Source organism: Halostagnicola bangensis (assembly GCF_054653435.1).
Map to the genome: position 1 here is coordinate 399874 of NZ_BAAIGG010000002.1, position 26199 is coordinate 426072.

The 26199-nt window shown below is 60.3% G+C and carries 26 protein-coding genes; 7 read left to right on the forward strand and 19 right to left on the reverse strand.

From position 1 onward, the window contains the following. Positions 1–54: 54 nt before the first annotated feature. From ACYQ14_RS03635 to ACYQ14_RS03655, 5 genes are all read right to left on the reverse strand, one after another. The gene (locus ACYQ14_RS03635; protein ID WP_459884904.1) at positions 55–990 is read right to left on the reverse strand and encodes a cobalt-precorrin-4/precorrin-4 C(11)-methyltransferase; all 936 of its coding nucleotides are present in this window, start codon (positions 988–990) and stop codon (positions 55–57) included. 2 nt (positions 991–992) lie between these two features. Beyond that, entirely contained in the window at positions 993–1832 is an 840-nt protein-coding gene (locus ACYQ14_RS03640) for a cobalt-factor II C(20)-methyltransferase (RefSeq protein WP_459884906.1), read from the reverse strand. Continuing rightward, a complete protein-coding gene (cbiT, locus tag ACYQ14_RS03645; RefSeq protein WP_459884908.1) occupies positions 1829–2470 on the reverse strand; it encodes a precorrin-6Y C5,15-methyltransferase (decarboxylating) subunit CbiT in 642 nt (213 codons plus the stop codon). The genes ACYQ14_RS03640 and cbiT overlap by 4 nt, the downstream gene beginning before the upstream one ends. 640 nt (positions 2471–3110) lie before the next feature. Then, the gene (locus tag ACYQ14_RS03650; protein WP_459884910.1) at positions 3111–3809 is read right to left on the reverse strand and encodes a hypothetical protein; all 699 of its coding nucleotides are present in this window, start codon (positions 3807–3809) and stop codon (positions 3111–3113) included. Positions 3810–4182: 373 nt separating this feature from the next. Next, positions 4183–5520, reverse strand: a complete 1338-nt coding sequence (locus ACYQ14_RS03655) for a cobyrinic acid a,c-diamide synthase (RefSeq protein WP_459889967.1) — start codon at positions 5518–5520, stop codon at positions 4183–4185. A 581-nt stretch (positions 5521–6101) separates the two neighbouring features. On the opposite strand from ACYQ14_RS03655, the gene ACYQ14_RS03660 reads away from it, so the two are divergent. After that, on the forward strand, positions 6102–6794 hold the full coding sequence (locus ACYQ14_RS03660) for a hypothetical protein (protein ID WP_459884912.1): 693 nt from the start codon (positions 6102–6104) through the stop codon (positions 6792–6794). A gap of 231 nt (positions 6795–7025) precedes the next feature. Beyond that, positions 7026–7190 carry a hypothetical protein gene (locus ACYQ14_RS03665; RefSeq protein ID WP_459884914.1) on the forward strand — a complete coding sequence of 55 codons (165 nt, stop codon included), beginning with the start codon at positions 7026–7028 and terminating at the stop codon, positions 7188–7190. A 166-nt stretch (positions 7191–7356) separates the two neighbouring features. Here the strand turns inward: ACYQ14_RS03665 and ACYQ14_RS03670 are convergent, their stop codons facing one another. Continuing rightward, positions 7357–8904, reverse strand: coding sequence for an ABC transporter substrate-binding protein (locus ACYQ14_RS03670; protein WP_459884916.1), 1548 nt, complete (start codon positions 8902–8904; stop codon positions 7357–7359). A 652-nt stretch (positions 8905–9556) separates the two neighbouring features. Between ACYQ14_RS03670 and ACYQ14_RS03675 the strand changes: the two genes are divergently transcribed. Then, positions 9557–10237: a class I SAM-dependent methyltransferase gene (locus ACYQ14_RS03675; RefSeq protein ID WP_459884918.1), complete on the forward strand. Its 681-nt coding sequence runs from the start codon at positions 9557–9559 to the stop codon at positions 10235–10237. Between the two features lie 162 nt (positions 10238–10399). Here ACYQ14_RS03675 and ACYQ14_RS03680 read toward each other — a convergent pair whose 3' ends face one another. From ACYQ14_RS03680 to cobN, 3 genes are read right to left on the reverse strand one after another with little or no spacing between them, the layout of a single operon-like run. Further along, entirely contained in the window at positions 10400–11209 is an 810-nt protein-coding gene (locus ACYQ14_RS03680; RefSeq protein ID WP_459884920.1) for a cobalt-precorrin-7 (C(5))-methyltransferase, read from the reverse strand. Further along, positions 11206–11997, reverse strand: coding sequence for a precorrin-8X methylmutase (locus ACYQ14_RS03685; RefSeq protein ID WP_459884922.1), 792 nt, complete (start codon positions 11995–11997; stop codon positions 11206–11208). Before ACYQ14_RS03685 ends, ACYQ14_RS03680 begins: the two co-directional genes overlap by 4 nt. Beyond that, complete coding sequence (gene cobN, locus ACYQ14_RS03690; protein ID WP_459884924.1) at positions 11990–15898, reverse strand: cobaltochelatase subunit CobN; 3909 nt, start codon at positions 15896–15898, stop codon at positions 11990–11992. The genes ACYQ14_RS03685 and cobN overlap by 8 nt, the downstream gene beginning before the upstream one ends. Before the next feature lie 34 nt (positions 15899–15932). Between cobN and ACYQ14_RS03695 the strand changes: the two genes are divergently transcribed. Continuing rightward, a complete protein-coding gene (locus tag ACYQ14_RS03695; protein WP_459884926.1) occupies positions 15933–18188 on the forward strand; it encodes a VWA domain-containing protein in 2256 nt (751 codons plus the stop codon). A gap of 38 nt (positions 18189–18226) precedes the next feature. Next, positions 18227–18403: a hypothetical protein gene (locus ACYQ14_RS03700; protein ID WP_459884928.1), complete on the forward strand. Its 177-nt coding sequence runs from the start codon at positions 18227–18229 to the stop codon at positions 18401–18403. 83 nt (positions 18404–18486) lie between these two features. Here the strand turns inward: ACYQ14_RS03700 and ACYQ14_RS03705 are convergent, their stop codons facing one another. The 9 genes from ACYQ14_RS03705 to truD form a co-directional block, all read right to left on the reverse strand. Further along, positions 18487–19881, reverse strand: a complete 1395-nt coding sequence (locus tag ACYQ14_RS03705; RefSeq protein ID WP_459884930.1) for a sulfatase family protein — start codon at positions 19879–19881, stop codon at positions 18487–18489. 99 nt (positions 19882–19980) lie between these two features. Beyond that, positions 19981–20244, reverse strand: a complete 264-nt coding sequence (locus ACYQ14_RS03710) for a DUF3194 domain-containing protein (RefSeq protein WP_283834095.1) — start codon at positions 20242–20244, stop codon at positions 19981–19983. Between the two features lie 104 nt (positions 20245–20348). Next, the gene (locus ACYQ14_RS03715) at positions 20349–20750 is read right to left on the reverse strand and encodes a prefoldin subunit beta (RefSeq protein WP_459884932.1); all 402 of its coding nucleotides are present in this window, start codon (positions 20748–20750) and stop codon (positions 20349–20351) included. Positions 20751–20840: 90 nt separating this feature from the next. Next, positions 20841–21098: a KEOPS complex subunit Pcc1 gene (locus tag ACYQ14_RS03720; RefSeq protein ID WP_459884934.1), complete on the reverse strand. Its 258-nt coding sequence runs from the start codon at positions 21096–21098 to the stop codon at positions 20841–20843. A 4-nt stretch (positions 21099–21102) separates the two neighbouring features. After that, positions 21103–21237 carry a DNA-directed RNA polymerase subunit P gene (locus ACYQ14_RS03725; RefSeq protein ID WP_283834098.1) on the reverse strand — a complete coding sequence of 45 codons (135 nt, stop codon included), beginning with the start codon at positions 21235–21237 and terminating at the stop codon, positions 21103–21105. Between the two features lie 23 nt (positions 21238–21260). Then, positions 21261–21533 carry a 50S ribosomal protein L37ae gene (locus ACYQ14_RS03730; protein ID WP_459884937.1) on the reverse strand — a complete coding sequence of 91 codons (273 nt, stop codon included), beginning with the start codon at positions 21531–21533 and terminating at the stop codon, positions 21261–21263. A gap of 42 nt (positions 21534–21575) precedes the next feature. Then, a complete protein-coding gene (locus ACYQ14_RS03735; RefSeq protein ID WP_459884939.1) occupies positions 21576–21788 on the reverse strand; it encodes a hypothetical protein in 213 nt (70 codons plus the stop codon). Positions 21789–21945: 157 nt separating this feature from the next. Further along, the gene (locus ACYQ14_RS03740; protein WP_459884941.1) at positions 21946–22662 is read right to left on the reverse strand and encodes a DUF2103 domain-containing protein; all 717 of its coding nucleotides are present in this window, start codon (positions 22660–22662) and stop codon (positions 21946–21948) included. A gap of 136 nt (positions 22663–22798) precedes the next feature. Then, the gene (gene truD, locus ACYQ14_RS03745; protein WP_459889969.1) at positions 22799–24178 is read right to left on the reverse strand and encodes a tRNA pseudouridine(13) synthase TruD; all 1380 of its coding nucleotides are present in this window, start codon (positions 24176–24178) and stop codon (positions 22799–22801) included. 125 nt (positions 24179–24303) lie between these two features. Between truD and ACYQ14_RS03750 the strand changes: the two genes are divergently transcribed. Next, positions 24304–24549 carry a hypothetical protein gene (locus ACYQ14_RS03750; RefSeq protein WP_459884943.1) on the forward strand — a complete coding sequence of 82 codons (246 nt, stop codon included), beginning with the start codon at positions 24304–24306 and terminating at the stop codon, positions 24547–24549. A gap of 58 nt (positions 24550–24607) precedes the next feature. Here the strand turns inward: ACYQ14_RS03750 and ACYQ14_RS03755 are convergent, their stop codons facing one another. Further along, positions 24608–25249 (reverse strand): alpha/beta hydrolase, encoded by a 642-nt coding sequence (locus tag ACYQ14_RS03755; protein ID WP_459884945.1) that lies wholly within the window; start codon positions 25247–25249, stop codon positions 24608–24610. A 372-nt stretch (positions 25250–25621) separates the two neighbouring features. On the opposite strand from ACYQ14_RS03755, the gene ACYQ14_RS03760 reads away from it, so the two are divergent. Continuing rightward, positions 25622–26059, forward strand: a complete 438-nt coding sequence (locus ACYQ14_RS03760) for an ester cyclase (protein ID WP_459884947.1) — start codon at positions 25622–25624, stop codon at positions 26057–26059. The last annotated feature ends 140 nt before the right edge of the window (positions 26060–26199 follow it).

Below are 26199 nucleotides of genomic sequence, written 5' to 3' on the forward strand. Positions count from 1 at the left end.
AGTCGACGGGGCTGGGGGCTTTCTCCGTGTTTGCGGTACCGTGCCCGCCGTCCCTTAGTCATCGCTCGCCTCCGGTTCGCTCGTGTTCTCGGACGAACTGCCAGATGACCCACGATTCGCCCAGTCGCCGTAGAGGAAGGATCGCTCGTAGCCCGCTCCCGTCACCGCATCGCCGATAACGACCAGCGCGGAGGCTCGATACCCCGCCTCCTCGACTTTATCGGCGATATCGCTGACCGAACCGATAATCACGTCCTCGTCGGGCCAGGAGGCGTGGTAGATCACGCCGACAGGCGTCTCGGGATCGTGACCGTCCTCGAGCAGGCGATCCATCGTGTCCCGAACGGCGTGGGTCCCCAGATAGATGCAGGTCGTCACGTCGCCCATCTCGACGAACTCCGAAATGTGGTCTTCCTCCTCGGTCAGGGTCTTGCCCTGCGGCCGGGTGAACGCGACGTGGTTCGAGACCTCGTTAAGCGTCAGTTGGGTCCGCAACGTTGCGCTCGCGGCGAACGCGGATGTAACGCCGGGAACGAAGTACGTCGGCACGCCCTCGTGTTCCAAGGCGTCCATCTGCTCGAGTGCGGCCCCGTAGATCGCAGGATCGCCGCTATGGAGTCGCACCACTCTCTGGCCGTCCTCGTAGGAGTCTCGCATGAGCGGGATCAGCTCCTCGAGGTCCTTCCCCACGGAGTTCACCAGCTCTGCGTGGGCGCAGTACTCGTCCAACAGCTCGCTGTTGACCAGCGAGCCGGCGTGGACGACGAGGTCGGCTTCCTCGAGGAGTTCCTTCCCGGCCACGGTCAACAGTCGAGGATTGCCGGGTCCGGCTCCGACGAAGGGGACGCCCTCCTGGTCGTCTCCCGCGCTGTGGTCGAAAATTCGGTCGTCCAGTTCCTCCCGCCGGCGCTCTCCCTGGGCGTCGATCGCCTCTTGGGGGTCGCCGCCGTCCGTCGCCACAGTCGTCGTCTCGTCCGTTGTATCCGTCATATTCAGTGACCTCCGCAATCGCCCTGAGCACAGCCCTCGGCGCGCTCTCTTTCCATCGTCTCCGTCGTCCCGCCGTCGGCGAGGGGTTCACCGCTCGAGGCCGATTCTTCGCCCTCCTCCGTCGGTTCGTCCGTGCCCTTCATCTCGTCAGTACCGTTGATCTCGAACGCCGCCGTCGCCGACTCGATCTCGAGATCGTCCTTCACGGCGTAGGCGAGCGTATAGTAGTCCCGTTCGTCGATTTCCGCGGGGTCGTCCGTGATCAGCGTCTCGCCTTGCTCCATGAACAGCCGTCGGCCGTAGGTCACGTCGTAGCCCGCCTCCACGAGCCCCTCGTGGGTCGCCGGCGCGTCGGTGACCTTGAACAGGATCATTCGATCCGGACCGGTCGGGCTGTGGCCGTCCGCGGCCTCCCGCAATGATAGCCCGGCTCCGGCCTCGATTTCGACTCCCATCGCGGTCGCAAAGCCCGTCACCGCGCTCACGCCGGGAACGATCTCGAGGTCCACGTCGTCGTGGAAGGCGTCGATCGTCCGGCGCAGGTGGCCGAACGTCGAGTAGACGTTCGGATCGCCGAGCGTGACGAACGCGACGTCACCGTCGCGGGCTCGAGGTGCGACTTCCGCGGCGGCCTCCTTCCAGGCCGAGCGGAGCTTCTCCTCGTCTTTGGTCATCGGAAAGTCCAGATCGCCGATCTTTGACTCCTCGACGTGGTTCAGCGCGACCGACCGAGAGAGGCGACCGGGCGAGTAGACCACGTCGGCCTCCTTGAGCACGCGCTTTCCGCGCACCGTCACGAGATCAGCTTCACCGGGTCCGAGTCCGACGCCGTAGAGGGTCATTGGTCGAGCCCTCCAACCTGACTCTCACCGTCGCCAGCAGGCCGGCCGCCATCGGCGACGACTTTCTCGCCGTCCTCGTCGTCCGCATCCGCAGTCGCGCTCCCGACCAGCATGTAGACCGGGTTGTCCGAGTTGAAACTCGTCGCGCCGGCGAGTTCGTAGCCGTGGCTCACCTGAAACTGGACGACCTCCTCGAGTAAGTCCCGCTCTCGGAAGGCCTCTGTCGCCTTCCCGGCGACCTCGAGTCGCGAGACGTTCATGATCACGCGGTCGATTTCGGTCTCGACGGCGTGATCGAGGACGGCCTCGAAGTTCCGGCTCCCGCCCAGAAAGAGGGCGTCGGCGTCGTCGGGGAGCCCCTCGGGAGCTTCCTCGTTCCGAAGCTCGACCGCCGCTCGGATCGAGTCCTCGTTCGCGGCGAGGTTCTTCTCCGTCGTCTCGAGGCGTTCTGGTTTCCGCTCGAGGGCGGTCACTCGCCCAGCGTGCTGCGCCGCTTCGATGGTGATCGCCCCCGTACAGGAGCCGACCTCCGCGAAGTGGTCGTCGGCCTCGAGGGCGAGTTTCGAATGGACGACGGCGCGGACCTCCGACTTCGTCGGCCCGGCCTTCGCATCGTGTGGAAGCGCGATGGGTGGCATCACCGGATGGAACAGAAGCCACCCCTAAAACAATTTTGTTTGGAGTAGGGAAAATATGATTGTCAAAATGGCTCATCAAGAAAACTACCGATTGGTAAAGCACATGGAATCATCGTGCCAGTGACTAGAATAACAAGGTTTGTTAATGTGGATGACCAACTGAGATCATGGATAACAGAGTACGATTAAAAACACTAAATGGGCCAATAGTCAAATATGTTTTCGTATTAATATTTTCCATATTTGTGTTTGCTAGCTTACTATTTGGCTATCAAGCATATGATCGTGGTAATTTACCAGGCACAATTACTTCCCTAATTATTGCCTTCTCCTTCATTTCATTATCTATTTATGTGTTGTCAGATATTGACTATGATCGTATGATGTTAATTTACTCTATATGCCTACTGGGTGTGTTATTCCCCACATACCTCATTCAAGCAACCAGAGTTAATTTCGTATTCATTATGGTTGCTATCTTTATGACTGTATATTCAATCATTAGTATCAAGAGAAATACCTAATTATGGGTTTCAAAGAATGAATCGATATAATTATCAATGACATTTGGATCGAGATCCCAAAACCAATATGTGTTCTACATTATATCTAGCAATATCTTGTTACTCAACAACCTCATCTATTGACTGCTTATGTCTGTTGCGTGAGCTGTTAGATAGGATAATCCAACTTGTTCTAACGGACCCCCCGCAATACATGGGTCAGGGATGATAGGCACATCAATGCAAGTGTCGGCAAAGTAGAATGTGAATTCAACACCATCGGGTTCTCTATGACGATCAAGTTCATTTTCAGTCAGAATGCTCTTAAGAGCTATAGCGCCAGCAAGCGCGCTCACAACTAATCCAGGCGCGCCAAACTTACCCGACAACACACCTGCAAAACTGGACACACCTGCATTAATTAGCAGGAGTTGCTGAACCTCAAACGTTAAATCTTCATCTAATTTGACTTCATGTGTGTTCCACGGCGTAAGAATCGGACTCTGATCTGATGAAATGGAGTTTTCACCACTGCTTAAGATAGTAACCGGCTGATCTTGAGTTAATGCTTTCTCCGTGGGTGCGAGAAAAACTCCGTCTTCCACTTCTTTGACTTCTATCAGCCCTTGTTCCTTTCGCTGATTCATTTTCTGTTCAAGATACTCATGATCTGCATCCGTTGAAGATTTAACCGAGGACTTGACTACAATATCATCATCCTCAATCGTGAATTTTGGTTCTTCGTCTATTTCGTCCTCATATTGGAAATCATCTGGGGTGATTTCGCCGGAAGAATTGTGATCTTCGTCGCCAGAGACCTGTGAGGGGACCCCCATCAATGCGAGTGACCCAATCGTTGCAGTTAGGACCCTTCTTCTATTAACTTTCGAATCTTATTGTCTGCTGTTATCTACTGACATCAAATAGTATTTGATTACCATAGGATATAAACATTATGGTGGTCCATCATCTTTCAGATTTAGGAGGCCATATTTGTACTCAAGGTAAAATTCGACTATATCTAATCTATATCAGAGATTCGCTATTGACAACGAAGACGATTGTGAGAATGTCACTCATTATGCGGTATTAAGTACTCCTGAGCACCTGCAATCCAAATCTCCACCTTCAAATAGAATATCGTGGTGGCAAGTACATCTGTGACGTTCGTCCTTCCCCTTATTGATTTATTGTGTCTTTAGACGAATTTTAATTTCTAGGATCGATAGTCTCGAGGAACCGATCGAACGCCCCGCTCTCGGGGTGGACGTGGACGTACGTGCCGAGCGATTCGTATTCGACCAATCCATCGTGCTCGCCGTCGATACCGTCCCCGCGAACCGTCTCGAAAGCGAACCGGGCGTCGCCCGCCACGTCGGCGCTCGAGTAGTGGAACTCGTGACCTCGGATCGTTTCGCCGGCGTTCGCCGTGAGCGTGCCGTCGACGGCCTCGAGTTCGACGTGATCCAACGCCTGATAGCGGTCGTGCATCGTCACGTCCGCAGGAAGGATGCCGGCCATCTCGCTCGTCTCGCCCTCGGCGGTCGTCAGCGACTCGCTCATCGCCATCAGGCCGCCGCACTCGCCGAGCACGGGGAGACCCTCGCTCGCGAGGTTTCCGAGTTCGGAGAGTGTCCCCGCCGACTCGAGTTCCGACGCGTGGAGTTCGGGATAGCCGCCGGGGAGATAGACGCCGTCGCAGTCGGGAACCGGGTCGCCCGAAAGCGGCGAGAACGCGACCAGTTCCGCGCGTTCGCGAAATCGCTCGAGAGTTGCAGGATACCGGAAACAGAAGGCCGCGTCGTCTGCGACGGCGATTCGGGCGTCGACCGACGGATCGGACCTCCCTGCGCCGGCGACCATCTCGGCGGCGGAAGTTTCGGGTTCGGGCGGTTCGCTCGCAACATCGGCCAACCGCTCGGCCTCGAGCGTCTCCGCGGCTTCCCGGAGCGCTTCTCTCGGCAGCGCCGCTTCGCCGCCCATCTCGAGGCCGAGGTGTCGATCCGGAATCTCGAGGTCCGGCTTCGGGGGAATCCGCCCGAAGAACTCGAGGTCGTCGGGGAGCGCATCCCGAATTCCCTGCTCGTGGCGGCCGCCGTGGGCACGCTGGGCGACGATTCCTGCAACTTCGATATCTCGACCGATTGCGTCCGCGTACTCGCGAAAGCCGAGTGCCGTCGCTGCGACGCTTTCCATACCCGCCTTTGCGTCGACGACGAGCACGACCGGCACGTCGAGCGCTTCCGCGACCATGGCGGTGCTCGAGCCGTCGCCATCGTAGAGGCCCATGACGCCCTCGACCACGCAAATATCTCCCTCGCCGCGGTGGTAGTTCCGAAGCAGTCCCTCCTCGCCGCAGAGCCAGCGATCGAGCGTTCGCGAGGGCCGACCCGCGATCGCCTCGTGGTGGCTCGGATCGATGAAGTCCGGGCCCGCTTTCGCGGGCTGGACCTCGTGGCCCGCATCCTCGAGGGCCTGAACGATTGCGAGGGTGGCGACCGTTTTCCCGACGCCGGAACTGACGCCGCCGAGGACGAATCCGTTCATCATTGTGGTTGCGTTCGGACAACCGAACTTGAATCCGTCGGTGACGCCGCCGATAGCGCCAGCGAGTTCGATATAATGGGCGACTGTCCGTTTTAACTTCTACAGAGGGTGTCATAGAACAGTTCGCATACCTATCTTCAACTACCCGACGAACGGTAAGTACAGGCGGAGACGTTACCGCTGGAGTCCAGCGCAAGCACTGCACCCGCGAGCGACCAACGGGAGCGAGCGGCTTTTTAGCGTAGATTTTTGGAGGAGTGGTGAGCGAGCAACGCGAGCGAACCCGACGAGAAAAAGGTACGTTTGCATACCTACTTATCGGTCAGTTCACTGAAAGAGTGAATGTAATCAACACCGTGGGAAGAGTTCTATGACACCCTCTTCTACAGGCTAAGTCCCCGTCTTCAAGGAACGAGCCGCGGTAGCGGCGAGTGAGTAGGGTGGGGTAGTTCACTTGGTTATAGTAATCGTCCCGATACAGTACCGAGTCTCTCGCTTGACTCCACCGTGGATCCGACGTTTACGAGGGACTTGGATAAATACCCGAAACATTTTATATTAGGCATTGAATATTCGCACACATGACAGATAAACAACCTGTGAGTTCGCTAAAAGACGCTGGATCGACTGCTTCTCTAAAACTCGTCGGTCGGTGGCTACTCCTTCTGGGCACCCCGCTCGCACTCGCAGCGGTGTTGTGGTTTCATCCGGCCGCTGGCGAAGAGGTGTACTCCAATCTCGAACCGGTTGCTGACACGTGGTTCTATATCCACATCCTCCTCTTGCCTCTCTTTGGCCTGCTCGGAGTCGTCCTCTACGTACTTCTGGCCGGTTATCGGGGCACCACTGCGACCATCGGACGGATCGGAATCGCGGGATACCTCGTCTGTTATATCGCGTTCGAATCGATCGCTGGCATCGCAACTGGAATCCTCCTCCGTGAGGCACAGAACCTCTCCACCGAACAGCAGGAGGGCGTCGAAGCCGTCCTTCAGGTGATTTTTACGGAGCCGATAAACGGGGTGGTCGGGGTACTGGCCCTACTCGGGACCATCGGAATCCTTCTCGCAGTCGTCGCTATCGGCGTTGTACTACGCCGTTCGGGTGCCCCGCTCGTCCCCCTCGTCTTACTCGGTGGCGCACCGATCGCCATCGTCGCTCACGGGAGTGGGTTGGCGGATGTGATCGGGATGGTGCTGTTCGCCACCGGCGTCGCATGGCTCGAATTCGGATGGACATCGACTGACGAAACGGAATTCAAGCAGGGAAACTGAAATCGACAGCTGATGAAGTGCCCCTCGCACAATCATCGAGGTTGCAAGGTGTAAATCGTGTCGAGCGCCGCTCTCGAGTCGGAACGCCGTTCGGCCACGAACAGCAACGACGGTGCTCGACGACGCGACGTTCGCCGAACGGTCGGCGGCGGTTCGAGACGCGCGCGTGTGAGCGGTTCACACTACCGACGAACGTAAGGGAATCCATCGGTTACGACTGTTCTGATCACGATGACCGAGGAACCAGAAGACGAAACCGAATATCACCTTCGAGAAGCGCTCCAGCACATCAGCGAGGCCCGAGACGGCGAACTCAGAAAGACGAACGACGTCGCGCTCGAGGAGGTCTCGAAGACGGTGTCGGCGGTGTTGCGCGAACACAGACAGGACGAGTGATGCGCCGTCGCCGGAACACGAATCAGATAATGCAAGTAAATCGGAGAATTCCGCACCGATACCAAGTCGATCCGTGGATCTACCGCTGAGGAGGGCTGTTGACGCGGATAGACGAGCTCAGAGAGTGAGTATCGTATTAGACTCCCCTTGGTGATCTCACTCTCGTTTACTGGAGCCGGAGGTTCCGAAGTCCGTGGGTATACATTGTCGGATGGACATCGAAATTCTTCACTCGGTTTCGAGTTCCCGAAACAGTTTCTTTGTATGTTAGCATTCCCAGAGGGGTATCATCGTGTACGATCGTTTGCAGTTCGTCGTATATCTCTTTTCGTTCCTCAACGTCTGTCACACGTCGCCCTCGCTCAATCAGTTCGTCAGCCTCCGGGTTGTCGTAACCCGTATGTATCTGTGAATCTGTCGAGTGGTAAAACGTCATGGCACGATCCGGGTCTGCTACCCAAAAGAAGTTGTACGACCACAGACCTACATCGAACTCACCTGCCTCCATGTCTTCCTGGATCGCGGCTACCTCGGTCACGAGTATCTCGACATCGATCCCCACTTCACTGAGTTGATCCTGAATTACCTCCGAAATGAGTTCCAATTCGGGTTGCCGGGTGTAGGTTCGGAGCACGATCTCGAAGGGAGTCCCATCGCGTTGACGGGGGGTGCCCTCCTCTGGGGTAGCCTCCCAACCGGCATCTTCCAACAGGGTTCTCGCTCGTTCAGGATCGTATTCGTACGGCTCGAGGGACGTATTCGCCCAATCGCTCACTGATGGATCGAACGGTCCTACAGCAGTACTTCCCAGATCGCTAAGAACTGTCTCAACGATTGTTTGCATATCGATCGCGTGGTTGACTGCCTTCCTGACCCGGACATCGTCGAACGGTGGCCTCCGAACGTTATATGCCAAAAAACGATTATCAGTGGTCGACGTTATGCTGAGTTCCACGTCATCGTTTTCCGATAAGTCTTCCAGGGCCGACGCTGAAAGGTTGTATGAAATGTCGAGTTCGTTCGCTTCAAGACTGAATACGCTCGTTTGGCTGTCTTGGATTCCCTCGTAAACAACCCGATTGATTTGGGGCAACGATTCGTAGTAGTCGGAATTCTTCGTTGCGACGATCCTCTCGTTCATCTGCCAGGAATCGAAGACGTACGGTCCGGTTCCGATCGGTTCCTCGAACTCCCCCGAATCAGTCGTTGAATCCGAACTAATTATTGAGGCGTATGGATGTGATAAATACGACGGGAGCGGTGAGAATGGGGTGGTCGTCGTGATTTTTACTTCGTGCCTATCCGTTGTGGCGACTTCTTCAACGGGTAGCGGAGACAAAAGACTCGATTCAGCAAACGCTCTGGACAGAGAGTGTTCGACTGATTTGCCGGTTAGATCTGTCCCATCATGGAACTGCACGTCATCTCGAATGTCGAACGTCCAGGTTCGGTTGTCGTCAGTTACTGTCCAGTCAGTGGCTAGCTGTGGCTGGATTTCTAGTTCAGGGGAGACACGACACAGTGATTCATAGACGCCAATTTGCCCTAGCGGTCCACCGCCGTGATCGACCGGATCGATGGATTCCGGAATGTATGTTCCTCCAATCCGAATGGTCGACGATTGCGCAGTGTCGGACGAACAGCCTGCGATGGATCCAATCGCAGCTGTACCGAGCCCGGCTGCGAGAAGCCGTCGTCGAGTGTATTGAGTCATCTGTTATTAACAATATGGGACATAGTAACAAATACTATGATATATATTAAGTGTCTTAATATCAACTATGAGGGTGAATTTACTACCGGATTGTCCTATCCGTACGATGCAGTCTCGTTTGCTCTTTGAAGTCCTCAATTCACGACTCGCTCCGCAGATACAGGTATCTCCACAAGGCGGGAAACCCCGCGCCGCGACACCGTTCTCTTCGAGAGAGCGAGAGAGATAGTTCACACCGCGTTCGCGTCTCGAAGTCCGCCCGAACGGGAAACTTGCAGGCTGACGATCCTGAGGTGTCACCACCAATAATCAACATATCGAACTCACAGGCGGCGGCTAACGTGACAGTTCGCTGTGGGTCGGTCCATGGCTGCGGATTCAGGAGTTGGATCGATAGGCTACAGGTTTCTGACGAACGTGCTATATCACCGAATTGGCCTGTAAGACAGTCGAGAACCGTTTCGTTGGTCCTCCGCGAACACGTGCAAGGCGAACAAGTCACCGCCACCGGAAGGGAAGCGGCGGTTCCGGGCGGACGTTGATCTCGCACCTAGTAAATATTCACTATGAATTAATTATTTATAGCAAATTAACACTCTTATATATTACCACCTCACGAAACTGCTTATCGTCTTCGTCCGAAGACGGCATCATGACGCGACACGATCAGACGGGCGAGGAAATCAAGGCGACTGTCCAACAGTACTGGGACGGCCGCGCCGATTCGTTCGACGACGACAGCCAACACGGCATTCACAGCGACGAGCAACGGGAGGCGTGGCTGTCGGTGCTACGTCCGTGGACGGGCGAGCCACCGAAGCAGGTCCTCGATGTCGGCTGTGGAACCGGCGTGATCTCGCTGCTGCTGGCGGAACTCGGTCACGATGTCACGGGCGTCGACTTCGCACCGGAAATGCTCGAGCAGGCGCGAACGAAGGTCGAGCAGTCGGAACTGTCCGCCGAGTTCCAGCGCGGAGACGCGGAGAACTTGGCGCAGTGCGACGACGCCTACGACCTAGTAACGGCGCGCCACCTCATCTGGACGCTGCCGACCCCCGAAAACGCAATCGACGAATGGCGTCGCGTTGTCCAGCCCGGTGGTCGTCTCGTCTTGATCGAGGGCCACTGGGACTTTTCGGAGGTGTTCGAGGGGTACGAAGAAATCCACGACGACCTGCCGCTGTACGACGGTCGGCCGCCCGAAGAGCTGGCGACGTTTCTCAGAGAACAGGGTCTCGAAAACGTCGAGTACGAACCTCTGAAGGAGTCTGAGCTCTGGGGACAGGAGCCAAATTACGAGAAGTACATCATGGTCGGCGACATGTCCGAGTAGCTCATTCTGCCCCATGCCGTCGTGGGGTTTTCCTCGCACGAGCATGGTATGGCGCAGGCGGTGCGGTACGAACCGCTCATTGTCGTTTACTGGACCAGTGTGTAGCGCCCGGTCGGAGACGAAACGGCGAGTCGGGCCCGTCCGAACGTGACTCGAGTCAGGCTACGATACGGGCTGTCTCACCGCCAACACGACCAGATCCGAAAACGGTGTATCCGCCTCGCCGCTCCCGCCGGCGTGTTCCGATAGCTCGCCGAGCGTGAACCGGTGGATCTCCTCCTCGTCGTGGGTCAACTTCTCGAGTACCAGCGCCTCGAGATCCGGGTCAGCTCCCTCCTCGAGCAGGAACTGCGCGAGGTCGCCGGGCATTCGGTCGTATGGCCGGGGAAGCACCAGCACGTGCCGGCCGTCCACCGTCACAGCACTCGCCAACCGAGCCATGTCGGCCTCGAGGTCGCCGCTTTTGTGCAACGTGACGAACTCGGTATCCTCCATCGGCGTTCGGGCCCGGCTCGCGGCCATCTGTAGCGAAGAGATGCCGGGAATAACGCTGACCGGTGTTGGGTCGATATCTCTGCGCTCTGCCTCGCATTCCACGGCGTCCTGCACTTTTCCGACGAACTGGTAGCCCGAGTGGTTCGGATCGCCCATCGCGACGGCAGTTCCGGACTCGCCGGCTGCGACGCGCCGACCGAACTCCTCGAGAGCGTCAGCCTCATCCTTGTAGCCACAGGTCAGCAGGTCGGCGTCGGTGAACTCCTCGACGAACTCCACGACGGTCGTAAAGCCGACGACGACGTCTGCCTCCCGAACCGCCCGGCGTCCTCGAGGCGTGAGGTACTCCGGGTTCCCGGGGCCGACGCCGACGGCGTAGACGGGTTCGTCCGCGTCTTCGTCGATGACGGGTTCCGAACTCGCCGCAGCGAACGTCGCCGGATCCGGCCCCGCCTCGAGGTCGTACTCGTCGCTCATCGGTCCTCGTCAGCGTCCTGAGCCGTTCGCTCGTCGGCCGTCAGTTCCAACTCGAGCCCTTCAGCCCGCACGTCCTTCGCGACGTGGATCAGTTCGTTCGTCAACGCGGCCGCGAGCCCGCTTCCGCCGCGGCGACCGACGTTGGTGATCGCCGGAACGTCGTAGGCCTCGCTGATCTCGCGGATGCGCTGTCGGCTCTCCTCGGCCTTGACGAAGCCGACGGGCGTCGCGACGATCGCGGCTGGACGAGTCCCGTTTTCGATACAGTCCGCGAGGGCGAACGCGGCGGTCGGCGCGTTTCCGACGACCGCGATCGCGTCGTCGTAGACGCCTTCCTTATCGAGTTCGAGCACCGAGGCGGCGGTTCGGGTCATTCCGGTCTCCTTCGCCAACTCGGCACCGTTGCCGATCGCCTTGCGCTTCTCGCAGTTGTGGCCCCGGCCCGTAATGCCGGCTTTGGACATCGTGATGTCGGTGACGATCGTCGTCTCCGCGAGCACCGCTCGAGCGCCCGCCCGAATCGGCGCGTCCTCGTCGTCGCCGAGTTCGTCACTCCCCGTAAATTCGATCAGGTGCTGGAACTCGATGTCGCCCATCGAGTGGACTGACTTCTGGCGGATCCGATCGGCCAGTGTCTCGTCCGGGACGAACTGCCGGACGATGTCCATGCTCGTCTCGGCGATGTCCATCGCGTTCTGGGTCGTCGCGCCGAGGTCGGCGTACTCTCGTTCGAACTCCGGTTCTCCGTCCTTCGAACCCGCTCCCGCCTGCTCAGTCTGCTCAGTCATCGTTCGTCACCCCGACGGCCTCGTTGGTCGTGCGCGCCTCGAGGTCGCCCTCGACGGTCAGGTTGATGTCCCGCAGTCGATCGACGGTCTCCTCGTCGGCGTCCCACAGGTCGCGCTCGATCGCCTCGAGGAGGGTGTCCGAGATGGACTCGAGCGCCCACGGGTTCACGTCGCGCATCCACTCCTGGCGATCCTCGTCGAAGGCGAACTTCTCGGCTACCTCCTCCCAGAGCGTATCCGAGACGACGCCCGTCGTGGCGTCCCAGCCGAGGGTCACGTCGACTGTCGTCGAAAGATCGCCCGCGCCTTTGTAGCCGTGTTCTTCCATCGACTCGAGCCAGTCAGGGTTCAACACGCGGGCCCGCATCGACTTGCGGACCTTCTCCTCGTTCGTGTAGACTGAGACGTTGTCCGGATCGGAGGAGTCGCCGACGTAGGACGCCGGCTCCTCGCCCGAAATCTCGCTGACGGCGGAGATGAACCCGCCGTGGAAGGCGTACCAGTCCGAGGAGTCGAACTCGTCCTGTTCCATCGTGTCCTCGAGTTTGACCGTCGCGTCGACGCTCGAGAGCCGGCGTTCGAACGAATCGTGGGCGTCGCTGACCTTCCCTCTCGATCCCATCGCGTAGCCGCCCCACTGGACGTAGACGCTCGCGAGATCGCTTCGGTCGTCCCAGTTGCCCTCGTCGACCGCCTTGTTCGTTCCGGCACCGTAGCCGCCGGGTTTGGTCGTGAAGACGCGGTGTTTCGCGGCTTTTCGCGCGTCTTTCGCGTCGAGTCCGTCTTCGTCCTCGAGTTCGGCTTGCTCCTCCTCGACGTGTTTCTTGACGTAGTTCATCTCCGGTGGCTCCTCGAGGTCGACGACCGCGTCGACGGCGTCGTGGATGACGCCCGCCGCGGCGGGGAAGGCGTCTCGGAAGAGCCCCGAGACGCGCGTCGTCACGTCGATTCTGGGCCGGTCGAGTTCCTCTAGCGGGATCGGCTCCACGTCGTCGATCCGGCCCGCGTCGGTCCACTGTGGCTCGACGCCCATCATCGCCAGCACTTGCGCAATCGTCTCGCCGCGGGTGCGAACGGTCGGCGTCCCCCAGGCGACGACGCCGATTTCTTCGGGGTATTCGTCGTTTTCCGAGTGGTGGCGCTCGAGCACGCCCTCTGCGACTTCGCTTCCGACCTGCCAGGCGGCCTTCGCCGGCACCTTGCGTGGATCGAGCGTGTAGAAGTTCCGCGCCGTCGGAAGCAGGTCGACGCCGCCGCGTGTCGGCGCGCCCGACCCGCCCGGCGGAACGTACTCTCCGTTGAGGGCATCCGCTGTCCGCGGGATCTCGTCTTCGGCCCCCTGGACGCGAGGTTGGGCTTCCTCGCAGATGTACGCCAGTGCCTTCCGAAGGTCGTCGTGCGCGCCGGATTTCGCTCGTGCATCGCCGATCGTCTCAAGATCGACAACGAGCAGATTCATGTTGACCTCGTCGTCAGGCCCACCGTCCACCTCGGATTCGGGCACGTCGAACTCGTGTTCGGCGAGCGTCTCGAGCAACTCGAGGCTGGTCTCGAAGACGCGATCAGACGCCTCGGCGTAGGTCATCCCGAGATCGTCGTCGTAGACTCCCGGCGAGTCGAGCATCGTCTGGTAATCGATTCCCAGCACGCCAGCGACGCTCTCGCGAAGGCTCGGCGCACCCGGGTTCTCGAGTCGCGTGAGCGCGACTAGATACTCGACGAGGCGTTCCCCCTCCGGCGGTTCGGACATCGTGTGCAGACCCAGCCGAATCTGGGTCGTTTTGACGTCCGTGAGGTACTCGTGGATCCGTTCGACGAGGTCGTCGATCTCGAGGTCCTCGCCGTCGACATCGCCTTCCGCGAGCGTCGTTCCCGATTCCTCGGGGCCGCGAACGTCGACCTTCTTATCGATGGTTCCCCCAATCCCCAACTCGACCGCGAGATCTAGCTCCTCGACTGTCTCCCGAATCAGGGTCTCGAGGTGCTCGCCGTCGTCCGCGCGGGCGTCTTCCATCCCGGCTTCGCGATACTGGTTCGCGAGTTCCTCGAGTTCCGACAGTTCGTCGTAGGTTCCCGCGTTCCGCATGACCGGCGTCAGGTAGTCGACGATCGCGGCGTAGGATCGACGCTTGGCCTGCGTTCCTTCGCCAGGGTTGTTCACGATGTAGGGGTAAACGTTCGGCAGGTCGTCGATCAGCTGATCCGGCGCGCTCTCGCCGTCGAGGCCGACGGTCTTGCCGGGGAGCCACTCAAGGCTCCCGTGGGTGCCGAGGTGGACGACCGCATCGGCGTCGTAGGTGTCGCGCATCCAGCCGTAGAACGCGTAGTAGTCGTGTGGTGGCTGGAGGTCAGAATCGTGGTACACTTTCGAGGGATCCATCCCGAACCCGCGCGGGGGCTGGACGGTGACGAGCACGTTGCCGAACTCGACCCCCGGAATCGCGAAGGGCCGATCCGGTACTTCGCCCCACTCCTCGAGGACGTTTTCTCGAAACCGCTCGTCCGCGTCCGCGAACCAGTCAGCGTACTGGTCGCTCGAGACCACATCAACAGAGAGGTCTCGGACATCCTCCGGCGCGACCCAGCGATCCTCGAGGGTGAGCTGTGCGGTCAGCTTCTCGACGAGCGTCTGGCCGTCTTCGGGCATCTTGCCACCGAGATCGTAATTCCGGGTGTCGAGTTCCTCGAGCAAATTGACTGTGCTTTCGGGCGAGTCCAGGCCGAACGCGGTCCCGATCCCGTCGTCGCTCGGCGGGTAGTTGTGCAGGACGACGGCGACCTTCTTCTCCTCGTTTGGCGTGTGGCGAAGCTCGGCCCAGTTGACCGCGAGCCTCGTCGCGTGGTCGACTCGGTCCTCGATCGGGTAGTGGTGTTTTGGCGCGCTCCCAATCCCGGCCTCGTCGTCGGTTCGCTCCTTGCCCGAAATCGGGTGGGTGATGACGTTGCCGTCGAACTCGGGCAGCGCGACCGAAAGGGCGAGTTCGAAGCCCATCACGCCCGTATCGTTCGATTCGTACCTCGAGCGCGAGCGCATCGTCGTGATCGTCTGAAGGACCGGTACACCGAGGCGATCGAGGAAGACGTCTTCCGCGGAACTCCCTTCGTCGTCGGCACTCCGTCCCCGCTCGTCCATCGAGAGCGAGAACATAAACGAGGAGAGGACCGCGTCGACGATCGGTGCTCCCTGCTCATCGATGAGCCAGCTATCAGTTACCCACTCCGCGTCTTCCTGTTCTTCCGTATCGGTCGCCGGGTTACAGAATATCGGGAGCGCATTCGCACCCTGTTCCTCGAGGGCTCGGACCTGCGCGTCGACGTAGCGCGTGTTCTCGTGGGTCCAGTGCGATTCGTAGAACCAGACGGCTACCGTCGGCCGATCCGGGTCGAACGTCTCGAGGAGTTCCTCGTACTCGATCCCCGGATGGTCGGGGTGGTAGACGCCCTCGGTCGGGAGCGCGGTGGGGTCGGCGTATTCGGCGTTGAGGCCGTCGTTATCGGCAGTATCTCCGTACTCAGAGACGAGGTATCGACACAGGTTCTCGACGTTTATTGTCCCGCCCTTCTCGAGGTACTCGTAGGCGAGTTCCCGGTGTGAATCGCTGACGGTCGTATCCTCAAACGCGTAGGCGTCGCCGGTCGCTTTCACGACGAGCGGAACGCCCGCGTCCTCAAGTTCGGCCGTCGCGTAGTCGTATCCCGGCATGCTGTCTTCGGCCCCGTGGAGCCAGAAGACCGCCGCCGTCGCTTCGGTTAGTTCGTCGACGAACGCCTCGATCGACGTCTCGTCGTCCAGGTCCGACTCGGACCTGACGACAAGGTCGACGCCCTCGAGGCGGTCTGCGGCCTCGCCGATCGAGCCGAGCTCGTTCTCGGTCGCGGTGTAGATCCCGATAGATGTCATCGTGTTTTTAAACCTCTATTGTATTAGCTCAAGCATGGTTGCAAACGCTGGAGACAAAAAGGTATCGTCACTGCCCTTTCCAGCGATCGTCGGACAACAGGAACTCAAGCGAGTGTTGCTCGCCGTCGCAGTCAACGACGAACTCGACGGCGCACTCGTTGCCGGCGAAAAAGGAACGGCGAAGTCGACGGCCGTTCGCGCACTGATCGACCTGCTTCCCGAACAACGGGTCGTCGCGGACTGTCCGTACGGTTGTTCACCCGATGATCCACGCCTGCAGTGTACCGAGTGTCGAGAGCGTGCGAATCGATGCGAGACGAACGATACTCGAGAGGGATTACCGGTCGAGACACGACCGGTTCCGCTCGTGACGCTTCCTCTTGGAGCCACTCGCGACCGCGTCGTCGGCACCCTCTCTGTCGAAGATGCGCTCGCCGGCGAAGCCGACTTTGACCCCGGCCTGCTCGCTCGAGCCCACCGCGGAATCCTCTACGTCGACGAGGTCAATTTGCTCGAGGATCACCTGGTCGACGTTATCCTCGATGCGGCGGCTTCCGGCGTCAACACCGTCGAGCGAGACGGAATGAGCGTCTCTCATCCCGCTGAGTTTACGCTCGTCGGAACGATGAACCCCGAAGAGGGAGACCTCCGGCCCCAGCTTCGAGATCGGTTCGCACTGCAGGCCACCGTCGAAGGCTGTCGGGAAATCGAGGATCGCGTCGAAGTCATCGATCGATCGCTGGGGCTCGAGCGGGACGACCCGGACACGGAGTACGCCGACGACGTTCGGGATCTCCGGAGCGACCTCGAGGACGCCAGAGAACGCCTCGAGTCCGTCGATCTCCCCAACGATTTCAAGGCGGACATCGCTCGCCTCTGCCTCGAGGCCGGCGTCGACGGTCACCGCGGGGACGTTGCCACCGCCCGAACGGCCAGAACGTTGGCCGCACTCGAGGGCCGCACGACGGTTATCGAACCCGATGTCCACGAAGCGGCGTCCTACACCCTCCCCCACCGCCTCCGAAGTACGCCGTTCGAGGAAACGCCGGACCTCGAGGACTTGCTTGAGGAGGAGTTCGACGACTCGTCCGACGCGGGAGACAGAGAGCGTGACGATGACCACGATTCGGACAACGCCGATGAAGCGAACGGCCGACCCGAGGGAAACGAGACGACGAGCGATGACGAGTTGGGACACGACGAGGGCGACGCTCGAGACGGGCAAGATTCGCCCGGCGATACCGATTCTAGTGGAGAGGACGAACGGACGTCCGAATCGACGCCGGAACCGACAGCAGCGGACGATTCGACCGACAGCGAAAAGAGCAAGGAGCGGTCTTCCACCCGGACCGGACAGCAAGCGGACGCAGGATCCGAGGCGGGCGAAGACGGCAGCGGCGACGATAGCCGCGGCGAAACTAACGAAAGCGGTGATGACGGCACCGACGACGAAACGGCAACGCCACTGCTCCCCGGTCAACGAGCCGATATCGGGGAAGCCGCCGCGCCGAATATCGACGTCAATCCCAGCGACCACGAGACGCCCGATAACGCGTCCGGCGGTTCTCGAGCGAGCACGACCCCGACCACCGACGGCCGCGGAGCCCGCGTTCGCACCGAACAGCTTTCGACGAACGGTGAAAGCGGCTCGATCGACGCCGCCGCCTCCGTTCGATCTGCCGCGAACCGCGGCGAGTCAAGCGTCGGCGAGCGCGACCTCCGGCAATCCGTCCGAAGCGGCGACGCCGCGGTGACGATCGTCTTCGCCGTCGACGCGAGCGCCTCGATGCGTCCCGCGATGCGAACGGCGAAAGGCGTCGTCCTCGACCTCCTTCGGGATAGCTACCAGAATCGCGACGAAATCGCGTTCGTGGCGTTTGCCGGGGACGACGCCGACGTACTCTTACCGCCGACCAACAGCGTCACGCTCGCCGCCCGGCACCTGAAAGACCTCCCCTCCGGTGACCGAACGCCGCTTCCGGCTGGTCTCGAGACGACTCGAGCGGTACTCGAGCGCACGGAATCCGACGCCTCGGTCGTCGTCCTCGTCACCGACGGCGGCGCGAACGTCGCAGGCGAAAACGGCAGTCCGACCGATGCCACGCGGCAAGCGGCCCGACGGCTCGAGTCGACCGGTGCGTCGGTCGTAGTCGTCGACGCCGGGGACGACTCTCGAGCCGGGCTCTCCGAACTCGTCGCCGCCGAAACGGGTGGCGAACTCGTTTCGCTGTCAGCGCTCTCGGTGGAGGCCGTACGTTCGGCTGCGGAATTTGCTTCGGCAGACGAGTAACTCGAACAGTTATTGTCGTGGAATCACACGTCCAGCGTATGCGAAACCACGAGCGGCGAGAGCTCTTCGTCGAGGCGCTACTACTCGGGGTGATCATTCTGGCGTACGAGGCATTTGTCCGAGGATCCGTCAACTGGGTGTTCGTGATCGGGTCCCCGCTACTCTACGCGGTCGTGAAACCAGCGATCGGACGGATAAACCACGGTGTTTTCTAACCCGAATCGTCTTGCAAACTGCTTATCTCGCAAGCCGGATGATCCGAAAACTGAGTCGAGCGGAGCGAAGCAAACTCTCCTGCTCAGTCGCTTTCGTCCTTCTCCGGCCACGAGACCATCTCGTCGTAATCCTCCGGTGCAACCGGCCCGTCGAGTAGCGGGTCATCGGTTTCTTCCATCCACTCCCGAAGCCTCGACGCGAGTCTGAGTCGGACGTCTTCGTACTGCGGTTCGTAGATGAGGTTTTTACCCTCTTGTGGATCGTTATCGAGGTCGTACAGTTCCTCGTAGGCCCGTAACGGGGTGGCGTACTCCTCGCGCACTTCCCGTCCGGCCAGACTCGAGAAGATGTCGGCCGTCAGATAGACCGTCGGCAGGTGCCAGAAGTTCCGAATGTACTTGTACCGCTGCGTTCGGATCGCTCTGACAGGGTTGTACATGTCGTGCCAGGTAATCTCGGCGAACAGTCGCTCGCGCTCCTCGTAGTCGTCGTTCCCCGCTTGGGCCTCGTCCTCGTCGTCCGTTTCTCCGCCGGTTACGAGCGAGCGAAAGCTCCGGCCGCCGAGGTCATCGGGAATATCGGACCCGATTAGCTCGAGAAGCGTCGGTAAAACGTCGACGTTGCTGATGAGTTCGTCGTAGCGCTCGTCCGGTTCGACGACGCCGGGGTACCGAACGAGAAACGCCGCCTCGATTCCCGGATCGTAACATGACCCCTTCGCTCGAGGAAACGCGATGCCGTGTTCCGTCGTGAAGATTACCACCGTCTCTTCGGCTATCCCGTTTTCTTCGAGTCCCTCGAGGATCGTGCCGACGGCATCGTCAATGGCGTATAACATCCGCCGCATCGCAGCGAGGTCTCGCCGAATTCCCTGTCGATCGGGAAGATAGGGGAGCGGCTGGACTTCCTCGGGATCATCACAGCCGTAGAAATCGGATTCGAACCCAAATCGCCCGTTCTCTTCCTCGGCGCGGTGGGCTTCGAAAAATCCGATCGATGCGAAAAACGGCTTCTCGTACAACTCCTTTTCGAGAAACGTCGACACGACCGATGCGACGGTCCGGGCGCGGTTCACCTGATGAACTTCGGGCGAAACGCCCGGATACAGGTTCCCCTCCGAGTGAACGTACTCGTACTCGAGCCGGTCGGTATCCTGTGCGATGTGTTGCAGGCCGAAGAGGTGCGTTTCGTACCCTTCTTCGTTGAAATATTGCGGCATCACTCGTCGACCGGATTCGATCTCCCACTCTCCGTGTGCTAATCCCATCAGCCCGTTCACGTGGGGCATCTGGCCGGTCATCAGGCTCCCGCGGCTTGGAGAACACTGCGGTGCGCTGACGTAGTGGTTCTCGAGTAAGGCGCCCTCCTCCGCGAGCGAATCCAGATTCGGCGTCTCGATATCTACCCCATAGCAGCCGAGATGCTGACCGATATCGTGACAGTGAATCAAAAGAACGTTCGGCTGGGTGTCGGCCATTGCGTCCCCATCCACTACAGAACGGCAGTTAAGTGTTGGCCGTCAGTTGGGTCCCGTTTCGGGAACGATGCAACGAGTTTGCAACGTTCTGTCGCGAAACTACTCCTCAAACAACTCGTCGACAGCCGATCGTCCTGCAAGCGCCGCTTCGTCGGCGACGGCTTCGGGGTCGTCTGCGTCTTCGGGTGCGTCGAGGTAGACATCGATTTCTAACACACCATCCTCGAAAACGGCCGTGACATCACAATCGCGGACTGCCGACTGCTTGTACCGCGAAAAAATGACCCCTTCCGCAGCGTCGGAGGCGGTCTGGACGACCGTCTCCGGGTCGGGTTCTGACTCCGCTTTTGTATCTGTGTCCATTGCTAGTTCAGTTGTTGTTGTGGGTTATGAAGCCCCAAAAATTGGGGGGTTCGTGGTCGTATTCCGTCTCGAGTCGAATCCGCCTGTCTCAGCGCGATTCGTTTTTATGCGCCGCCTGCGCCTGGGCCGCCTGGGCCTGCCGGGCCGCCCATGCCGCCGCCAGCGCCGCCGAGCATCTGCTCAAGTTCTTCCTGTAGGGACTCGAACTGGTCCTGGACGCGCTCTTCTTGCTTCTCGAGGGTTTCGAGTCGGATTTCGAGGCTGTCGACCTTCTCGTCGAGGTCGTCTTCGGCTTCGTCGTACTCGGTCTCGACGAGGAGTTCGCCAACCTGTCGGTACATCGTCGTGTCGCCCTCGATGTTCTCGAGTTCCTCGAGTGCGTTCTCGGCGTCGGTGAGCGAGGATTCGGCTTCCTGCTTCTGGACGGCGACCGTCTGGGCGGTCTCCTGAAGGTCCTGCAGTTCCTCGATTTTCTCCTGTGCTTCCGGCGGTAGATTACCTTGCATACCTCGACCGTAGCCCTCCGGACTGATAAAGCCAAGCTTTGCGTTCGGAGATCGGTTGCACGCTCTGTTGACCGCCGACCCCACCGTCGGTCAGACGAACCGTTTGCCGGCAGTTGCGGTCTCCTCTGCGATATCGATCAGCGAAAACCAGGTATTGAGCGCCGCTCGAAGGGCGATGACGTCCGCGGCTTCGATCTCGATGAAAACGGTTCGGTCGCTTCGGGAAATAGTCGTTCGAGATCGTTCGTCGTCGATTTCGCCGATCTCTCGAGAAACGCTTTCGGCGACGATACGCGCTCGAGTTCCGCTCTCGTAGTCGAACTCGAGGGTCGCGCCGTGAAGAGACACGCTATCAGTGGGCGTCGACTTCTTTGACGTCTCGGCTGCGCTCTTTGAGAAGGACCCGATGTCCACAGTAGGGACAGCGGACGCCGCCGTATTCGTCGAGTTGCACGTCGCGTTTACAGCGGGAACATTTGTAGCTCATGGTGAACTGACTCTGTAAGGTCGTTAGTCGTCGCTCTCGTCTTCGGACAGCGCGGCTCGAATCGATCGAGTCACGGTTTTGCCGGCCGGGGTCTGCGGGCGGTAGGCACCGCCGGTGAACACTTCACCGGTCTCGTCGTTCTTCCAGATGCCGGTTCCGACGCGAGTGACGTCGTCGCCGTCGACCTGTGCGCTTTCCATGTCCGCTTCGATCTCGCTCACTCGTCGTCGCGAAACGCGTCCGTAGCGTGCACCGAATCGGCCAGCGCTACCGACGATTCCAGAGTTGTTGCTCATAGTATCGTATGCTATCCCCAGCGGATTCATAAAGCTGTTGAGTCACGCTCGTCCGGCCGTCCCGTTGGTCGTGGCTGGCGCCCACAGCAGTTCTCGAACGACGACACCCAGTGCGGCCAGATAGCCAGCCGGTGCGAGCGGTGCGGCGAGTAACCCCGTTCCGATTCCGGTGACTGCGATGAGCGTTTGGACGGTAAGGCCGCTCATCGCAAGCACCGGAATCAGCGCCAGGACGACGTCGGCGCGTTCGAGCATCGTAATTACATCTAATTACGGCTTGCCGGATAAGTGACTGACAACCAGCAGGTTCTGTCTCTTCCATCGAGTCGAACGGACCGATAGGCGACGAACGTCCCGGAACCCGACTCTCACTCCTGCGATCGCTCTTAACCTGGTTCGGAGTACGCTTTGGCTACTGAAACTCCTCCTCGTCGAGCACATCGTTGAGATCATCACGAACGCGTTCGCCCATCTCTCGGTCGCGTGCGGTCGTTACAATTCGATTTTCCTGCACGCTTGAGCCGTCTCGCAAAAGGAGGCGAATGTTTCCGCCGTCGTCGGCTCGAGTGACTTTTGCGCGCAACCCCGACTGCGACCCCTTGCCACCCGCGTCGATCGGTCCGGGGATGACTTTCTTTACGTGCGGGTGACCCGCGACGGTCTGAATGGCCCGCATCCCCGTACGGCCGCCGATGAGCGTCGTGTGGCTCCCCCCGATCTTCTCCTCGAGCGGGAGATTGACGACGTCGAGCGCTTGCTCCCCGTTGCGCTCGATGACGGCCTCGACGGGATTCGCGTCGTCGACGCGATAAAACGTGTGGTGGAGGGTGTTTCGAACGGCGCGAATGACCGGCCGATCGCCCGCCGCATAGACTTCCTCCGGCCGTTTTCTGCGGATTTCATCGCCGATGAGCTCCGCGAAGTTTCGAAACTCGACGGTTTCCTCCTCGCCGGTTTCGGGAACCGTCGTGATCGTCGTCTCGCCGAGAACCGTCTCCTCGGCGAGCATCGTGATCGTCGCCCGCTCGCGACCTGCCTCGAGAACGATCCGCTCCGTATTCTCCTCCCGACAGACCAGACAGAAGTCTCCGGGTTTCTCGAGCGGCGACGCGCAGTGACGACACTCCATTGCTCTGTGCCCGTTTGACGCCGTCCGTGTAAAACGCCCGCGCTTTCGTTCAACCGTTCGGGCCGGTCGACACCGAGAAGCGTTCGAGACGGTCGAGCTACATGGCGTTCGACCCTCGCGAGGCGCTCGAGCCGAACTACCCGAGTTCGACGGGGTCGACTTTCAGGTACTCGCGAGACAACACCGTCGCGTAGGATCCCTTCGGCAACGCGAACGAAAGGGTCAGGGGCTCGTGCTCTACGGCGAGGTCGGTTCGAACGAGGATCGCGCGTCGGGTTCCCGTCGAGTGGAACTCGCCGGGGAGATCGAAGTCGCCGGGCTCGAGGCCGAGGTCGTCCAATACGTCGCGTTCGATTTCACCCTGTTCACCGTCGGCCAGTTTCGTGTCGGTGCCGACCAGCGGTGCCGTCACGAAGGCTCGCCCGCGCTCGCAGTGTCGGGTGACCGATCGAACCCGCCGCTCGTCGACCCGCTGTTCTCGATCGACGTCTGGTAACTCGAGTTCGTCGGGCGCGTCTCGATCGGCGAAACAGACGACGTCGCCTTCGACTGGCTGATAGAAGGGGAGCCCTCGCTCGAGGCGTTCGGTCAGCATCAGGTTGAACGCGTAGGACTGGGCCGCGTGGACGAACAGCCGCTGGAGGTTCGACGGCACGCGCTCGAGCGCCGCTCGGTAGGTCTCCGGCCCTGGGTCGCCCGACTCCTGACTCTGGTGTTCGGCCAGTTCGTGGAGCATCGAGCGCTCGTACCGAAGGCGGTTCGGGAACCGCTCGAGCGATTCCTGCCAGTCGCGAGTTTCGTCGACGAACTCGCGGGCCTCTTGGGTCCCCTCCGGTTCGGACTCGGTGGGGTTACCGAGATATGCCATCACCGCGCCCTCCCAATCGCCTCGAGCGATCGCCAGGCCGACTTTGTGGGTCACGGGACGCCGACTTCCGAACCGCTGTTGACCGAAGAAGTTGGGAACCGCGACGGACGTCGGCGAACCGTCTTCGTCGGCGTCCGTCCCGCCGTCGTTCCCGCCACCAAACTCGGCGAGTTCGTCGGTTATCTCCGCGGCGTTCTCGGGCCGTTCGGCGTCGCTGACGACCAGTTCGAACGCGTTCCCCGCGAGATCGCCGAACTCGAGCGATCGTCCCGCTCTCCCAAGCACCTTGATCTCGGCCCCGTTCACGTCTGGGAGTTCGTTCCGTTCGGTCTCGTAGACCGAGAACAGCTGGGTCGTCACGGCGTACTTGTCCTTGGTTCCGGCCCAGTTGATCCGTTCGCGGCTGACTCCCAGGGCGTCCGAGAGCTGGGACGCAAAGTCGTTCGTGTCCCAGCCCGTGAGCGTGGCCCGAAAGACGAGGTGCGGATAAGCGTCCGTCGAGGCGTCGACGGGCTCGGTCGAGAACCGCTCGAGTTCGCGCACGCGAAAGTGGTCGTCCGACTCGCGCAAGCGACCGCCGACCCCGTCGGCGTCGCTGACGTAATACTCCATGCCGACGGCGGCTTCGGTTGGATGGGCAGGACGCATACTCGTATTGAGAACGGCTTTGGTCGCCGGGACTAAATCGGTTCGTTCTCGAGACGGCGGATCGAATCGCTCGAATCGTCCGTCTGTATCGAATGTCATTTGGAGAACCAATTCCGTTCTCCCCCATGAAGCAGGCCTCGCTCCGGAGCACGCTGCTTGCGATGGTCGGCGTGCTCGCCGCGTTCATCGCCGTCCCGCTCGCTACCGGCGAGTCCGTGCGAATCGGGACGCTGATCGCTACCGCCCTGGGCTGTCTCGTCCTCCCGGTACTCGCGTATCATCCGGGCCCGCTCGAGGAGCGAACGGCGATCGTCGGCGGAGCCCTGTTGACGGTCGTCCTCGTGAGTGCAGCGCTCTGGCTACACGTGTGACGTTTCTATACTATAGCGCCCCCATTCTCTCTCGCGAAGTCCCCAAACTGAAAACCGCTCACTCCGCGACGTCGTCGACGAGTTCGCGCACGTACTCGAGTTCGTCTTCTAGCACCGTGTGGCCGACGCCCTGGTAGATCCGTTTCTCGGTGTCGGCCTCGAGATCGTCGAAGGCCCGAATCGACTCCTCGACTCGTTCGACCGGAATGTGCGGATCCTGGTCTCCACAGCCGATGAATATCGGCGTTCCGTCCATCGATCCGTCGTACGCCCGCGGCGTTCCTTCGGGGCCAATCAGCCCGCCCGAAAGCGCGACCACGCCGCCGTATCGGTCCGCGTTTCGAGCCGCATACTCCGTCGAGAGACAGCCGCCCTGGGAGAAGCCGAGCAGGATCGTCTTCTCGAGTGGAACACCTGCAGATTCGACCGTCTCGAGCGTGTCATCCAGTTTGGCGAGCGCAGAGTCGAGGTGGGGCTGGTTGTCCTCGAGCGGCGCGAGAAACGATTGGGGGTACCAGGTGCCGCGATGGGCCTGGGGCGCGAGGAAGGCGATATCGTCGCGCGCGAACTCGTTGGCGAACTCGAGCATGCCCTGGGCGCGAGCGCCGCGGCCGTGGACGAGAATCATCGCCGCGCCAGCTTCCTCGAGGTCGGCTCCGGCCCGCTCGATCGGCTGGGTTCCGTGCGGATCGTCGATCATAGTCGGTCCAACGGCCCGAACGCCAAAAGACGTTGGTGAGGCGGCGATTCGGACCGCGATGTGCAAGCGCCGGCGCGAGCCGTACTGAACGCAAAGCCCTCGAGAGGGGACGGCCGAACTGACGACAGACGAATCGGCGAGAGCCGAACTGATGGTAACAGAGCTGGCGACAGTCGAGATGAAGACCGGGCGGCTTCGAGCGTTCGATCTTCGATCCGCCTTCGGCGCGCTCGAGCCGTGTTAGGTTTACGTATTCGTCGGTTGTAGGGCTCCGAGCTGTTTCGAGAGCCGCGGATTCGGCGAACCCAGTTCGGATTCCGCGAAACCACCGGTCGAATCCGACGAGTCCGCGCCCAAAACGACGAGATTCCAATGACAACAGATTCCAAAGCACTCGTTCGACGCGATCCGGAGGAGATCTGGACAGACGGAAACCTGGATGCGATAGACGAAATCTTCGCGGAAACGTTCGTCCTGCACGATCCGTCCGCCGGCGACGAGCGTCAGGGTCGCGAGGAATACAGGGGATACGTGGAGACCTATCGAGAGGCGTTTCCCGACGTCACCTACGAGGTCGAATCCGTGATCGGCGAGGACGAAGCGGTCGCGCTCCGGTACACCGCACAGGGTACCCACGAGGGGGCGTTCATGGGCATCGAGCCGACCGGCGAGCGCGTTTCGGTGTCCGGGATGGAGATGTACCGCGTCGAAGACGGGGAGATCACCGAAATGTGGACGAACTACGACGCGCTCGGCTTGCTCCAGGAGCTCGGGGCCGTCCCGTCGCTCGAGGAGATTGCGGAGGAATAACCGTTCTCTGACAGGCTAAGCAAATCTGGCTTCTCCATCGAATTCGTTCCACTGTCGTCGACTTAGTGGTAGTTTGACTGCCGTTTTCGATCGACCGACGAACTCGATACTCTTTTCACTACTCGGTGTTATTACCTAGT